Source organism: Bacillus sp. XB1 (assembly GCF_053557995.1).
The window spans coordinates 1,721,376-1,734,526 of sequence record NZ_JBNRIL010000001.1 but is presented as its reverse complement, the minus strand read 5'-3'; the positions used below and the strand labels follow the sequence as shown (position 1 = coordinate 1,734,526).

Below are 13,151 nucleotides of genomic sequence, written 5' to 3'. Positions count from 1 at the left end.
TTAGTCAAGTCAAGGATAAATACATAAAAAGGCAGCTGAATAACAAATTCAGCTGCCTAGAAAGTATAATGGATTAGTTTGTTGCTTCTTTCAATGTATTTACGTTTTCTTCCATTAAAGTGAAGTAATCTTTATTATTTTTTGCATCATCTTCAGAAATAGTAGCTAAGTGATTTAAGCGTAAAACTTTTGTACCAGTTTCTTTTTGAATTACCGATGCTACTTTTGGAGTAGAGAATGTTTCGAATAAAATATATTTTAGATTATGTTCTTTTACTGTTTTTGTAATGTCAGCAAGCTGCTTTTGAGATGGTTCATCAGAAGCTGAAATTCCAGCGATAGGAATTTGTTTTAGGCCGTATCGTTGTTCCCAGTAACCATAGGCAGCATGAGAAACTAAAATTTCTTTCGTTTTTGCGTTCGCTACAGCTGCCTTAAATCCATCGTCTAAATCAGTAAATTTAGTTTGAAGTGCTGCAAAGTTTTTTTCGAATTCTTGTTTATGTTCAGGTTGTAATTCTACAAGTGCATTTTTAATTTTTTCTGCCTGTTTCATTGCTAGAGTAGGATCTAACCAAACATGCGGGTCTTTATCGTGATGATGTTCATCTTCTTTATGGCCATCTCCATGATCATGATGCTCTTCTTCAGTAGAAGCACGAAGCTCAATACCTTTAGATGCATTTACAATTTTAACATTTTCTTTTTGTAATGTTTTTTCCATTTTTTCAGCAAATGGTTCTAATTCAGCGCCGTTATAAACAAATAAATCGGCTTTTGCAACTTGTACTGTTTGTTTTTGACTTGGTTCAAATGTATGTGAATCTGCACCCGGTGGGTAAATCGCTTCAACATTTACATAGTCGCCACCGATTTTCTTTGCGAAATCAGCAAGTGGGAAAATCGTTGTATAAACTGTTAGCTTTCCATCTTTCTTGGCATTACTTTCTTTTTTATTTGAGCAGCCAGCGAAAATTAAGGTGAAAATAAGTAAGAATGAAAATATAGTCAATCTTTTAGGCATGAAGTTCTCCTCTTTTCTTTTTTTACGGATATATTTTCCCCAATTATAGAAGAAAAATATCATTTTAATACAAAACGGAATAATTACGTTTTAGTTTGCGAACTTAGTATAATACATCTTTAATAAAGTTGCAATAAATAATAATCATTCCGATTTGTTTTTGTTATAAAGTTGTCAAATATAGGTGTATTATTTTTGCAAATGCATGCATATGTGACAACGCTGTTTTCATATATTGAAAAGGAGGTAAAGAGGGGGATGAGCGCTTGGGTTACTTAATGGAAGCTATTTTATTAATATTAGCGGTAGTATTGCCATTATCTTTCGTATTAATTTTTTTAAGAAGATTAATAAGTAATTTAGGGGACGCTACAACAATAACGAAATTACAAGAGAGAGATGAGAAAAAAGAGTGAGTAAAGCACTATGCGTACGCATAGTGTTTTACTTGTGGTAAAATAAGAGCAGGAAACTCCTAAAGGTTGTATTTTACTAAAGGAGAGAAAAGTAAAATAAGAGGTATATGCATATATGAATAAGCGAACAGCGTTAATACTCGGTGCAAGTGGTTTAGTTGGACAAGAGATAACGCGTCTATTACTTGAATCAGATTACTACGATTCGGTTACTATTTTTGTAAGAGAGCCAATGCAATTGCAACATGAGAAGTTACAGCAGAAACAAGTTGATTTTTCGGTATTAGAGGAATATAAAGAGTTCTTTGCTGTGGATGATGTTTTTAGTTGCTTAGGAACAACAATAAAAAAAGCAAAAACAAAAGCAAATTTTAAAAAAGTAGATTATGAATATACGTTACGAGCTGCTTGTTTAGCTGAAAAACAAGGGGTACAAAATTTCCTTGTCGTGTCTTCTATGGGAGCGAATCCTAAATCATTCTTCTTTTATTCACAAGTGAAAGGAAAAATGGAAGAAGAATTGCAAAAGTTAGTGATTGGTGGTATTCACATTTTTAGACCATCATTATTAGTAGGAAATCGACAAGAATTTCGTTTCGGCGAACGAATGGCTGAAAAGTTATCTCGTATTATTCCGTTTATCTTTAAAGGAGCTTTCAAAAAATATAAACCAATTTCAGCTAAAGATGTGGCGAAAGGGATGTATATAACCGCGCTGCGAGAAGAATCGGGTATCCATGCTTATAATTCAAATGAAATTACAACGATAGAATAAATAAAACCGAGAAGAATGACTTCTCGGTTTTATTTATTCGTATGAATTTTTCCTGATGCTCGCTTATATTGGTGAGGTTCTTGCAATTCAAAGCCAAGTTCATTGGCCGCTATTCTCGGGAAGTACGGATTGCGAAGTAACTCACGTCCGATAAAAATTAAATCTGCTTCGTTATTATTTAAAATTTGCTCTGCTTGTACTCCGGTCGTAATTAATCCAACTGCACCAGTTGCAATGTTAGCATGCTCTTTAATATGTTTGGCATATTGTACTTGATAACCAGGATACACATCAATATGTGCTGGTACAACTGCGCCAGAACTACAATCGATTAAATCTATTCCCTGTTCTTTCATCCACTTTGTATACTGAACGTAATCTTGAACCGTTAGCCCGTCAGGATGATAATCATTTGCTGAAATACGGACAAATAACGGCCCGTCCCAAACTTCATTTATCGAGTCAATGATTTCGCGTAAGAAACGATAGCGGTTTTCAGGTGAACCACCATATTCATCAGTCCGCTTATTGGAAAGCGGAGAAAGAAATTCATTAATAAGATAACCGTGAGCACCGTGTATTTCAATAACATCAAATCCAGCTTGTTTTGATCGTACTGCAGCTTGCTGAAAAGCTAATACAGTATCTTTAATTTGGTGTTTGCTCATTTCTATTGGCATTTTCATTGTTTCATTAAATGGAATGGCTGAAGGAGCTAACGCATCTGTTTCTAATTCTGCTTTTCTTCCGGCGTGAGCGAGTTGAATGGCAGCTTTTGCACCATTATCATGTATAAAAGTAGTCGTTTTATGTAAGCCTTCAATTAGGTTGTCATCCCAAATGCCTAAGTCTTTATTTGAAATTCGACCTTCAGGTAACACGGCTGTTGCTTCAATCATAACTAAACCAACTTGACCGGCAGCTCTTGTTCCATAATGAATGAGATGGAAATTCGTTACTTGGCCATCCCCGTTTTCCGATGAATACATGCACATAGGTGACATAACAATCCGGTTTTTTAATGTAACGTCCTTAATTGTATAAGGTGAAAAAAGTTCGGAATTCATCCAATAGCCTCCTAGATTGAATTTTCTTACATTGTATCATTCTCTTTTTTGTTTCTCTAATAAAACGCTTATACGAAAAATTTTGTATATTCGTGTTACAATGACTAATATGAACTGAATTGGAGGATGGCATATGTACCAGGCTTATTATGAAAGCGAAGTAGGTTTGCTTGAAATTACAGCGAATCAAGAAGGAATTACGTCTGTTATATTTGTTGATGAACGACAAGAAGAAAATAAAAATGAAATGATAGAACAATGTATAAATGAGTTAGATGAATATTTTAAAGGGAAAAGAAAAGAGTTTACGGTCCCGCTGTCTGCGGAGGGAACAGCATTTCAAAAAAATGTATGGGATGCACTTTATACTATTCCATACGGCGTAAGTGCTTCATATTTAGATATTGCAGAGAAAGTTGGAAATACAAAAGCTGTACGGGCAATAGGAGGGGCAAATAGTCGGAATCCAATTTCAATAATTGTTCCATGTCACCGTGTAATAGGGAAGAGTGGAAAGCTTGTTGGATATGCTGGTGGTTTATGGAGGAAAGAGTGGTTATTAAAACACGAAGGTATTTTGAAATGACGTATGGATGGGAAGAGGGATTGTTTTGAAATGTATAAATTGTGGGCAACCTTGCGAGGAGGAACAGTTAAATTGTGCAAGTTGTCAGCGAAACTTGGATAATGAACAAGAGGAAGGTAGCTCGTTAATAGATAAAGAACTAGAAGTATATGTAGGGAGACAATATCCGTATTACAAAAGGAAATGGGAGCTTGAGAATAAGCGGATTGCTAGGTGGAGCTGGAATGGTTGGGCTGCTATTTTCAATATAGGCTGGCTAGGATATCGTAAGTATTATGTACCAGCTGCTTTATTTATGTTGTTATTAGTAGCGTGTGATGCATTTTCGTATTATATGGGATTTAATGTAGCGTTGCCAATCATTAATATGGTGCCTCTTACGTTTTTATTACTCATTTTTATTCTGTTTGGAATGGGGATTTTTGCAAATGGATTGTACTATCAATTTGCGGAAAGACGTATATACCGAATAAAAGCAAGAGAAATAAAAGATAAATCAGTTGAAAACTATCTAATCAATGATAGCGGCGGAACGAGCAAAATGGGAGCGACAATCGTTACTATTTTAGCAGTTGCTAGCATATTTTTTAGTCATTTCTTTTTTCCGACTGATCGAGACGTTATTCAAAAGGTTCGTACAAGCTCGCTTTATGAATATCCTTTCTTTTCAATAGGTGAATCTTTCGAAAATTATTTTCAAAATTCAGGTTGGATATATTATCGTGGAACGGAAGGGTTAGAATTAGTAGAATTCCAAGGATATAACACCGGAACGCCAAGACAAAAGGTGAAGATTCAATTTGTTGTCGATTATAAATTAGGTGAAGTGGAACCATACTCATTTATGGTTAATGGTGAATCTAAAACTGAAGAAGAGTTTTTGAAGCTAATGGAAGAAATATTTAAAGTTCAAAATCCATTTGATATAGAGGATGGATTACAAGTAAATGCTATTCAAGAAAGCGGCTGGAAAGAAATTTCCGATCGCTTTTTTCTATGTTTGTTAAAATAAATATTTAAAATAATCAGAATCTTTTGTATAATAAAATATATTATATAGGATTTAACTTATACATATAGATTGGGGGAAGGAAGAATGAAGAGAAAGACAACAACAATTGCTGCACTTGCGTTAACGACGAGTGTATTGGTTGCAGGGTGTGGGAATGGTGAGAAGGCTTCGACAACGAAGAAAGAATCGAATAAGGGAATGGCCGATAAACAAGTTTTAAATTTGCTAGAAACAGCTGAAATTCCTTCAATGGATACATCTAAATCAACGGATTCTGTATCTTTCCGTGTATTTGTAAATGCAATGGAAGGTTTATATCGTCTAGATAAAGATAATAAACCAACACCAGGTATGGCAAAAGATGTGAAGATTAGTGAAGATAAAAAGACATATACATTTGAATTACGTGATGCGAAATGGTCAAATGGTGATCCAGTTCGAGCACAAGATTTTGTATATGCATGGCAACGTACATTAGATAAAGCAACAGCGGCAGAATATGCATTCATTTTATTTGATGTGAAAAATGCACAGAAAGTAAATAAAGGAGAATTACCATTAGATCAACTGGGTGTTAAAGCGAAGGATGATAAAACGTTGGTAGTAGAATTAGAGCAACCAGCACCTTATTTTCTTGAACTTACGTCGTTCCCTACATTTTTCCCATTAAATGAAAAATATGTGAAAGAACAAGGAGATAAATACGGATTAGAAGCAGATAAATTAGTATATAATGGACCATTTACAATGAGTCAATGGAAACATGAACAAAATTATCAGTTAAAGAAAAATCCTAATTATTGGGATAAAGATACTGTAAAGTTAGACGAAATTAATGTAAGTATTGTGAAGGAAACAAGCACGGGAGTAAATTTATATGATAGTGATCAAGCAGATCGAGTTATTTTAACTTCTGAATTTGTTGATAAATATAAAAAGAATAAACCAGATGAATTTAAAACGAAGTTAGACCCGCGCATATATTTCTTACGTTTTAACCAAAAAAATGCAACATTTAAAAACCAAAAAGTACGTGAAGCGATTGATTTAGCATACGATAAAAAAGGAATTGCTGATGTCATTTTAAATGACGGTTCATTGCCAGCATATTTCTTAGTACCTGAAAAATTCACGACAGGTCCGGATGGAAAAGATTTCCGCTCTGTAAATAAAAACTTCCGTGATAGTAAAGATAACGCAGAGAAAGCAAAAAAATTATGGGAAGAAGCGAAGAAAGAGCTTGGTCAAGATACAATTACGGTTGAATTACTAAACGATGATAACGGTAGCCGTAAAAAAGTAGGCGACTTTATTAAGGAAGAACTAGAGAAAAACTTGCCTGGTATTAAAGTGAATTTGAAACAGCAACCATACAAGCAGAAGCTAGATTTAGAAAAGAAATTCCAATATGAATTCTCATTATCTGCATGGAGCCCTGATTATCCGGATCCAATGACTTATATTGATATGTTTGTTACTGGAAGCTCATTTAATGAAATGGATTATTCTAATCCGAAGTATGATGATTTAGTAGCGAAATCAAAAGGAGAGCTATTAAAAGATGATAAAGCACGCTGGAATGCACTTGCGGAAGCTGAAAAAATCTTAATTGGTCAAGACGCAGCAATTTCTCCTACGTACCAACAAAGTACAGCTTATTTAGAGAAGCCATTTGTAAAAGGCATTGCTAACCATACGTTTGGCGGGGACTTCAGTTATAAATGGGCATATATTACAAAAAAATAGTATAATAAAAGATGAGTGAATTTTCGCTCATCTTTTATTTGTATAAGGAGGAATTATAGTTGTTAAGAGGAATCAATCATATTTGTTTTTCGGTATCTAATTTAGAAAACTCTATTATGTTTTATGAAAAAGTATTAGAAGGAGAATTATTAGTTAAAGGAAGAAAATTAGCTTATTTTAACATATGTGGAGTATGGATAGCGCTTAATGAAGAGACGCATATTCCGAGAAATGAGATTCATCAATCTTATACGCACATTGCATTTTCTGTTGAACAAGAAGACTTTAAATGTCTAATACAGCGATTAGAAGAAAATGATGTTCATATTTTACAAGGAAGAGAACGTGATGTAAGAGATTGCGAATCTATATACTTTGTTGATCCTGACGGTCATAAATTTGAGTTTCACTCAGGGACACTGCAAGACCGTTTAAATTATTATAGAGATGAGAAACCTCATATGACATTTTATTAGGGAGGGATAGCATTTGCATGCACTTGTAATTGGTGGGACAGGAATGCTAAAGAAAGTTTCTATGTGGCTTTGTGAGAAAGGATTTTATGTTTCTATTATTGGACGAGATGAAGTGAAATTAAAAAATGTTAAGCGAATGAGTTCTGCACCAGAAAATATTACATGCCTTTCGTTAGATTATCATAATGATGAAGATGTAAAGCTAGCTATTAAAAGTACAATTAAGAAAAATGGCCCGATCACATTAGTTGTTGCATGGGTACACACAAGTGCAAAGCATGCACTATCAAATATTTGTAAAGAACTAGATTTGTCGTCTAAAACATATAGTTTATTTCATATTTTAGGTAGTAAAGCATCACGTATGCCTGCACAAAAAATAGGGAGTACGCGATGTATTTATCATAGAATTATTTTAGGTTTTATTTTAGAAGGTACATATGGAAGATGGCTTACTCATGAAGAGATAGCTGATGGAATTATAAAAGGGATTGAAAGTAAACGAGCGGAGTGGATTGTAGGGAGAGTTGAACCGTGGGAATTACGACCAACATGGTGAGGGGGAGTAAGAAATGAAAACAACTATATATGTAACAAGGCATGGTGAAACAGAGTGGAATGTAGCGAAGCGAATGCAGGGACGGAAAAATTCTGCTTTAACTGAAAATGGTATAGTTCAGGCGAAACAATTAGGGAATCGAATGAAAGATTTACCAATCCATGCGATCTATAGTAGTCCGAGCGAAAGAACACTTCATACGGCAGAGTTAATAAAGGGGGAACGTGATATACCCATTATAGCGGATGAGCATTTCTATGAAATCAACATGGGTATATGGGAAGGACAAACAATCGCGGATATAGAAAAGCAATTTCCAGAAGAAGTACATCTGTTTTGGAATGAGCCACATCTTTTTCAGTCAACATCAGGCGAAAATTTTGAGGCCGTTTATGAAAGAGTAATTGAAGGGATGCAGCTTCTTTTAGAGAAGCATAAAGGACAAAACATATTGATTGTGTCTCATGCGGCAGCAGCAAAATTACTTGTAGGGCATTTCGCGGGAATTGAAATAGAAAATGTGTGGGATGATCCATTTATGCATAGTGCCAGTTTGAGCACAATAGAATTTGAAGAGGGTATTGGTAAAGTGAAACAATTTGCAGATATAAGTCACTTTCAATAAATGTAAAAAAGGCCGCAAAACGGCCTTTTTTGGGTGGTATAAAAACTAGCAGTTACGTTTTTTATACCAGAAGTGATCGAATTTCTTATTTTTGCAAGATGGGAATTTATGTCCGCCTTTGCAATCATTCCATTTGTGTCCGCTATCGTGACAGTCTTTACCATGATCACATGAATCATCGCAAGAGTGACCGTGTCTGTTAGGGAAGAATTCGCATTTTTTACAGAAACTTCGTTTTGTCCAGAAAAATTTCTTTTCAAAGCGTATGCATTTTGTAATGAATGTACAATGTTTTCTGCGAGTACGTTTTGTAACTAATACGCATTCTTTTCTACGCGTTACTTTCGTAACGAACGTCCATTTTTGAACACGTACACGTGTACATTTCGTAACAAATGTCCATTTTTTTACATGCGTACATTTTGTAACGAACGTACAATGTTTCACGCGAGTACATCTTGTTCTAGGACATTTACCCCCAGTTGTACATTTACATCCAGTTGTACAATGATGATGAGTGAATTTATCATCATCGCACTCAAATGTACTTGGATCTTGGTGTAAGAAATCCTCCATCCCAGCACTTTTGATTTCTTCGACAGCTTTTCTAATATCACGTTTCATAGAAATCCTCCTTATCATGTATTAAAGTGAAAAGGTATTCTTTTTCCTTAACATGATATGTATGTAGGCATCTTTCTGAACAGGACAAGAGTGTAATTTTATATAAATAGATGATTGCGGATGTATGGACAAGACAAGGCGCATACATTGAATGAAGAGAACTGAGAAGGGATGAGAAAACATGCTGCCTTCATATGATTTTTTTGTTCATCCAATGTACTTAGTGGAATTGAAAAAGGACATTTGGTCAGATAGTCCAGTACCAGCAAAATTGACTTATGGAAAAAAGAAGTATGATATTGATATCGTATACAGAGGAGCTCATATTCGCGAATTTGAGAAAAAGTCTTATCATGTTATGTTTTATAAGCCTAAAAAATTTCAAGGTGCGAAAGAGTTTCATTTGAATTCGGAGTTTATGGATCCGTCTCTCATACGAAATAAATTATCTTTAGATTTTTTTCATGATATTGGTGTACTTTCGCCAAAATCACAACATGTATTTATAAAAATTAATGGTCAAATTCAAGGTGTGTATTTACAGTTAGAATCGGTTGATGAAAATTTTTTGAAAAATAGAGGATTACCGAGTGGTTCTATTTATTATGCGATAGATGATGATGCGAATTTTTCATTAATGAGTGAACGAGATAAAGATGTTAAGACAGAGCTCTTTGCGGGTTATGAATTTAAATATTCGAATAAAAATAGTGAAGAACAGCTGAGTGAATTTGTATTTCAAGCGAATACTTTGACGAGGGAAGCCTATGAAAAAGAGATTGGGAAGTTTCTACATGTAGATAAATATTTACGATGGTTAGCAGGAGTTATTTTTACGCAAAACTTTGATGGTTTTGTTCATAACTATGCACTATATCATAACGATGAAACAAATTTATTTGAAGTTATACCGTGGGATTATGATGCGACTTGGGGGCGAGATGTACAAGGGAGACCGCTTAATCATGAATATATTCGTATTCAAGGTTATAATACGTTGAGTGCAAGATTGCTAGACATACCTGTATTTAGAAAGCAGTATCGAAGTATTTTAGAAGAAATATTAGAAGATCAATTTACAGTTTCGTTTATGAGGCCGAAAGTAGAAGGGTTGTGTGAATTGATTCGTCCATATTTACTACAAGATCCATACATGAAAGAAAAATTAGAAACATTTGATCAAGAGGCTGATATGATTTATGAATATATAAATAAGAGAAGAAAGTATATACAAGACCACTTACATGAATTGGATTAATTTTGAAAGAGATTGAAACGTTATCAATCTCTTTTTTTTGTATAATAAAGATGTATCAATAAAAATGAAGTAATATATTTGATAGAGAATGGGGATGCGGATATATGACGATTAAATGGATTGATTGGGTAAAACAAATACAATCTATAGCTCAAGCAGGTTTAACGTATTCTAAGGATGTGTATGATATTGAACGTTTCCAGCAATTACGAGATATTTCTATTTCAATGATGTCACATTACACGAAAACAGATTGGGAAATCGTAGAGAAGTTATTTGCAAGTGAGACAGGCTATCAAACACCTAAAGTTGATATAAGAGCGGTTGTTTTTCAAAATGAAAAGTTATTATTTGTGAAAGAAAAAAGCGATGGGAAATGGGCATTGCCAGGTGGATGGGCTGATGTCGGTTATACGCCAACCGAAGTTGCAGCAAAAGAAGTTTTCGAAGAGACTGGTTATGAGGTAGATCATTTTAAGTTACTAGCTATATTTGATAAAGAAAAACATCAACCATCTCCATCGGCGACGCATGTATATAAGATTTTCATTGGATGCGAGATTATTGGTGGAGAAAAGAAAACTAGCATTGAAACAGAAGAGGTGGAGTTTTTTGGTGAAAATGAATTGCCTAATTTATCAATTGCTAGAAATACAGAAGACCAAATTAAAGAGATGTTTGCCTACATGAAAGACCCGCAGAAAGAGAAATTAATAGATTAATCCTGCTTGAATTGTACATATTGTTAAAATGAAGATATTGGCAGATTGCAGCCTTTATGTAATAATGGGATGGTATGTGAAGAAAAAAGGAGATAAAAAAGAACATGTTAGCAAACATAATAGATCAGTTATTGCAATTTTTTGCAAGCTTAGGTTACTTTGGAGTAGCTCTTGCTTTAATGATTGAAGTAATCCCGAGTGAAATTGTACTTTCGTATGCTGGCTTTTTAGTAGCAAATGGTAAAATTAGTTTTGTGGGTGCAGTTATCGCCGGAACGATTGGTGGTACTTTAGCGCAAATCTTTTTATACTGGCTTGGATACTACGGAGGGCGTCCGGTTGTAGAGAAATATGGGAAATATCTACTTATTAATAAACATCATTTAGACATAGCGGAAGGTTGGTTTAAGCGTTATGGAGCAGGCGTAATATTTTCTGCGCGCTTTATCCCAGTAGTGCGTCATGCGATCTCTATTCCAGCAGGACTAGCTAAGATGCCATTAAAACTATTTACACTTTATACGGTTGTAGCGATCATTCCATGGTCAATTCTATTTATATACTTAGGTGAAAAACTTGGTGGGAATTGGCGACAAATTAAAGAGTATGCATCTGATTACACACATTACATAATTATAGGAGCTGTTCTTTTTATTGCTCTATACTTTGGTTTAAAGTATTTCAAAAAGAAAAAAGCAGCGCGTTAAAGTCAATGATAATTCATTGGCTTTTTTTGTTTGTTTCGGTTCTAAAGAAAAGGAGTTGTCCATAATGTGTAATAATAAAGCGTAGCGGAGGAATGTGATGAAAGGGTCACCGTTTATACGTGGAACGATATTTTTAACGATGGCAACGATGATATCAAAAATGTTAGGGTTTATATATGTTATACCATTTACAGCGATGGTCGGTACGAGTGGTTACGTTCTATACACATACGCATATCGTCCTTATACCATCATGCTCAGCATAGCAACAATGGGATTACCGCTAGCTGTTTCAAAGATGGTATCAAAATATGATCAACTGAATGATTATCATACGGTTAAGAGAGTGTTGAAAAGTGGAATCGTGTTTATGTTTATAATGGGAGTCATTTCGTGTTTTACGTTATATATGCTAGCTCCGCATTTAGCTAAACTTGTCATCGATGGGAATGATCAAACGGGGAATAGTGTAGGAGCGGTTACTACTAATATTCGAATTGTAAGTTTTGCGTTAATACTTGTGCCAGTAATGAGTTTATTAAGGGGCTTCTTTCAAGGATTCCAATCGATGGGGCCTTCTGCATTAAGTGTAGTTGTGGAGCAATTTTTTCGGGTTTTAACCATTTTAATAGGAAGCTTTGTTGTTTTATATGTTTTAAAAGCTTCTGTTTCGCTAGCAGTTGGTATTTCAACGTTCGGTGCCTTTATGGGAGCTGTAGGTGGATTAACTGTTTTAAGTGCGTATTATATGAGAAGGAGAAGGCACTTAAAGAAAAAAGAAATGGCAAGTATACCACAAACAACGAAATCTTTTTTCTCGCTTTATAAGGAGCTCTTTACATATTCTATTCCATTTGTTGTAGTAGGCTTAGCAATTCCGTTGTATCAGACGATTGATACATTTACAATTAATAAACTACTTATACAGATAGGGTATATGCAAGGCGAAGCGGAAAAAATTAATGCAATAATTGGCCTTGTTCAAATGGTTGTGCTTATCCCGGTATCCGTTGCGACAGCTTTTAGTATGTCTCTCGTACCAGAGATGACGAAAGCTTATACAGCAGGAAATACGAAGCTATTGTACAAACATTTTACGAGAACAAATGTATTAGTAGTAGCGATTACGGTACCGGCGGCAATTGGAATGATGGTGTTAGCCAAGCCTGTATATACCCTTTTATTTGGTGCTGGAAATGATCCAGAGATGGGGAGAATCATTTTACAGTATTATGCTCCTGCTTGCATACTATTTTCTCTTTTTACAGTAACGGCTGCTATGCTACAAGGAATCAATCAACAGCAGAAGACGGTGCTAGGACTAGTGATTGGAATTATTGTGAAGATAGTTTTAAATATTGTATTGCTTCCGTATTTCGATTATGTAAGTTTTATCATTTCAACATACGCGGGCTATACGATTTCAGTTGGGTTTAACTTGTGGATGCTTTCTAAATATGTTATAAAGGCAACATAAGCTTTTAAGGCAGAGAGCACTCTGTCTTTTTCTATGTTTATCCCGCTCTAACGGGCAGTAAGATCCTCATCTCAAAA

Annotated in this window: 15 protein-coding genes; 12 read left to right on the top strand and 3 right to left on the bottom strand. The window is 34.8% G+C overall.

What is annotated here, in order from left to right:
• Positions 1–73: 73 nt before the first annotated feature.
• Positions 74–1,024 (bottom strand): metal ABC transporter substrate-binding protein, encoded by a 951-nt coding sequence (locus ACK1U5_RS08790; RefSeq protein ID WP_001126151.1) that lies wholly within the window; start codon positions 1,022–1,024, stop codon positions 74–76.
• A gap of 266 nt (positions 1,025–1,290) precedes the next feature.
• On the opposite strand from ACK1U5_RS08790, the gene ACK1U5_RS08785 reads away from it, so the two are divergent.
• Both ACK1U5_RS08785 and ACK1U5_RS08780 read left to right on the top strand, forming a co-directional pair.
• Positions 1,291–1,440: a hypothetical protein gene (locus ACK1U5_RS08785; protein ID WP_000540932.1), complete on the top strand. Its 150-nt coding sequence runs from the start codon at positions 1,291–1,293 to the stop codon at positions 1,438–1,440.
• Between the two features lie 115 nt (positions 1,441–1,555).
• Positions 1,556–2,215, top strand: coding sequence for an oxidoreductase (locus ACK1U5_RS08780; RefSeq protein WP_044584377.1), 660 nt, complete (start codon positions 1,556–1,558; stop codon positions 2,213–2,215).
• Positions 2,216–2,244: 29 nt separating this feature from the next.
• Here the strand turns inward: ACK1U5_RS08780 and namA are convergent, their stop codons facing one another.
• On the bottom strand, positions 2,245–3,282 hold the full coding sequence (namA, locus tag ACK1U5_RS08775; protein WP_044584378.1) for an NADPH dehydrogenase NamA: 1,038 nt from the start codon (positions 3,280–3,282) through the stop codon (positions 2,245–2,247).
• A 133-nt stretch (positions 3,283–3,415) separates the two neighbouring features.
• On the opposite strand from namA, the gene ACK1U5_RS08770 reads away from it, so the two are divergent.
• The 6 genes from ACK1U5_RS08770 (at position 3,416) to ACK1U5_RS08745 (ending at position 8,286) form a co-directional block, all read left to right on the top strand.
• Complete coding sequence (locus tag ACK1U5_RS08770) at positions 3,416–3,868, top strand: methylated-DNA--[protein]-cysteine S-methyltransferase (RefSeq protein ID WP_000283913.1); 453 nt, start codon at positions 3,416–3,418, stop codon at positions 3,866–3,868.
• A gap of 7 nt (positions 3,869–3,875) precedes the next feature.
• Complete coding sequence (locus ACK1U5_RS08765; RefSeq protein WP_002061181.1) at positions 3,876–4,880, top strand: DUF2628 domain-containing protein; 1,005 nt, start codon at positions 3,876–3,878, stop codon at positions 4,878–4,880.
• A gap of 84 nt (positions 4,881–4,964) precedes the next feature.
• Positions 4,965–6,626, top strand: coding sequence for a peptide ABC transporter substrate-binding protein (locus ACK1U5_RS08760; protein WP_000824281.1), 1,662 nt, complete (start codon positions 4,965–4,967; stop codon positions 6,624–6,626).
• A 59-nt stretch (positions 6,627–6,685) separates the two neighbouring features.
• The gene (gene fosB / locus ACK1U5_RS08755) at positions 6,686–7,102 is read left to right on the top strand and encodes a FosBx1 family fosfomycin resistance bacillithiol transferase (protein WP_000943769.1); all 417 of its coding nucleotides are present in this window, start codon (positions 6,686–6,688) and stop codon (positions 7,100–7,102) included.
• A 13-nt stretch (positions 7,103–7,115) separates the two neighbouring features.
• Positions 7,116–7,661 carry a short-chain dehydrogenase gene (locus ACK1U5_RS08750; RefSeq protein WP_069605218.1) on the top strand — a complete coding sequence of 182 codons (546 nt, stop codon included), beginning with the start codon at positions 7,116–7,118 and terminating at the stop codon, positions 7,659–7,661.
• 13 nt (positions 7,662–7,674) lie between these two features.
• Complete coding sequence (locus tag ACK1U5_RS08745; RefSeq protein ID WP_044584380.1) at positions 7,675–8,286, top strand: phosphoserine phosphatase 1; 612 nt, start codon at positions 7,675–7,677, stop codon at positions 8,284–8,286.
• Positions 8,287–8,331: 45 nt separating this feature from the next.
• Here the strand turns inward: ACK1U5_RS08745 and exsB are convergent, their stop codons facing one another.
• Positions 8,332–8,910, bottom strand: coding sequence for an exosporium protein ExsB (gene exsB, locus ACK1U5_RS08740; RefSeq protein WP_000817498.1), 579 nt, complete (start codon positions 8,908–8,910; stop codon positions 8,332–8,334).
• A gap of 181 nt (positions 8,911–9,091) precedes the next feature.
• On the opposite strand from exsB, the gene cotH reads away from it, so the two are divergent.
• The 4 genes from cotH (at position 9,092) to ACK1U5_RS08720 (ending at position 13,074) form a co-directional block, all read left to right on the top strand.
• A complete protein-coding gene (gene cotH, locus ACK1U5_RS08735; protein ID WP_000937999.1) occupies positions 9,092–10,168 on the top strand; it encodes a spore coat protein CotH in 1,077 nt (358 codons plus the stop codon).
• A gap of 104 nt (positions 10,169–10,272) precedes the next feature.
• Positions 10,273–10,890, top strand: coding sequence for an NUDIX hydrolase N-terminal domain-containing protein (locus tag ACK1U5_RS08730; RefSeq protein ID WP_000153576.1), 618 nt, complete (start codon positions 10,273–10,275; stop codon positions 10,888–10,890).
• 104 nt (positions 10,891–10,994) lie between these two features.
• Positions 10,995–11,597 carry a DedA family protein gene (locus tag ACK1U5_RS08725; protein WP_000880691.1) on the top strand — a complete coding sequence of 201 codons (603 nt, stop codon included), beginning with the start codon at positions 10,995–10,997 and terminating at the stop codon, positions 11,595–11,597.
• 97 nt (positions 11,598–11,694) lie between these two features.
• Positions 11,695–13,074: a putative polysaccharide biosynthesis protein gene (locus tag ACK1U5_RS08720; protein WP_000678847.1), complete on the top strand. Its 1,380-nt coding sequence runs from the start codon at positions 11,695–11,697 to the stop codon at positions 13,072–13,074.
• The last annotated feature ends 77 nt before the right edge of the window (positions 13,075–13,151 follow it).

What these genes read in the sequence shown, in the direction of transcription:
- ACK1U5_RS08780 (WP_044584377.1), top strand. Translation starts at nt 1,556, where the DNA reads ATGAATAAGCGAACAGCGTTAATACTCGGTGCAAGTGGTTTAGTTGGA.
- namA (WP_044584378.1), bottom strand. Translation starts at nt 3,282, where the DNA reads ATGAATTCCGAACTTTTTTCACCTTATACAATTAAGGACGTTACATTA.
- ACK1U5_RS08790 (WP_001126151.1), bottom strand. Translation starts at nt 1,024, where the DNA reads ATGCCTAAAAGATTGACTATATTTTCATTCTTACTTATTTTCACCTTA.
- ACK1U5_RS08720 (WP_000678847.1), top strand. Translation starts at nt 11,695, where the DNA reads ATGAAAGGGTCACCGTTTATACGTGGAACGATATTTTTAACGATGGCA.
- ACK1U5_RS08730 (WP_000153576.1), top strand. Translation starts at nt 10,273, where the DNA reads ATGACGATTAAATGGATTGATTGGGTAAAACAAATACAATCTATAGCT.
- ACK1U5_RS08760 (WP_000824281.1), top strand. Translation starts at nt 4,965, where the DNA reads ATGAAGAGAAAGACAACAACAATTGCTGCACTTGCGTTAACGACGAGT.
- ACK1U5_RS08725 (WP_000880691.1), top strand. Translation starts at nt 10,995, where the DNA reads ATGTTAGCAAACATAATAGATCAGTTATTGCAATTTTTTGCAAGCTTA.
- cotH (WP_000937999.1), top strand. Translation starts at nt 9,092, where the DNA reads ATGCTGCCTTCATATGATTTTTTTGTTCATCCAATGTACTTAGTGGAA.
- ACK1U5_RS08745 (WP_044584380.1), top strand. Translation starts at nt 7,675, where the DNA reads ATGAAAACAACTATATATGTAACAAGGCATGGTGAAACAGAGTGGAAT.
- ACK1U5_RS08770 (WP_000283913.1), top strand. Translation starts at nt 3,416, where the DNA reads ATGTACCAGGCTTATTATGAAAGCGAAGTAGGTTTGCTTGAAATTACA.
- ACK1U5_RS08765 (WP_002061181.1), top strand. Translation starts at nt 3,876, where the DNA reads ATGGGAAGAGGGATTGTTTTGAAATGTATAAATTGTGGGCAACCTTGC.
- exsB (WP_000817498.1), bottom strand. Translation starts at nt 8,910, where the DNA reads ATGAAACGTGATATTAGAAAAGCTGTCGAAGAAATCAAAAGTGCTGGG.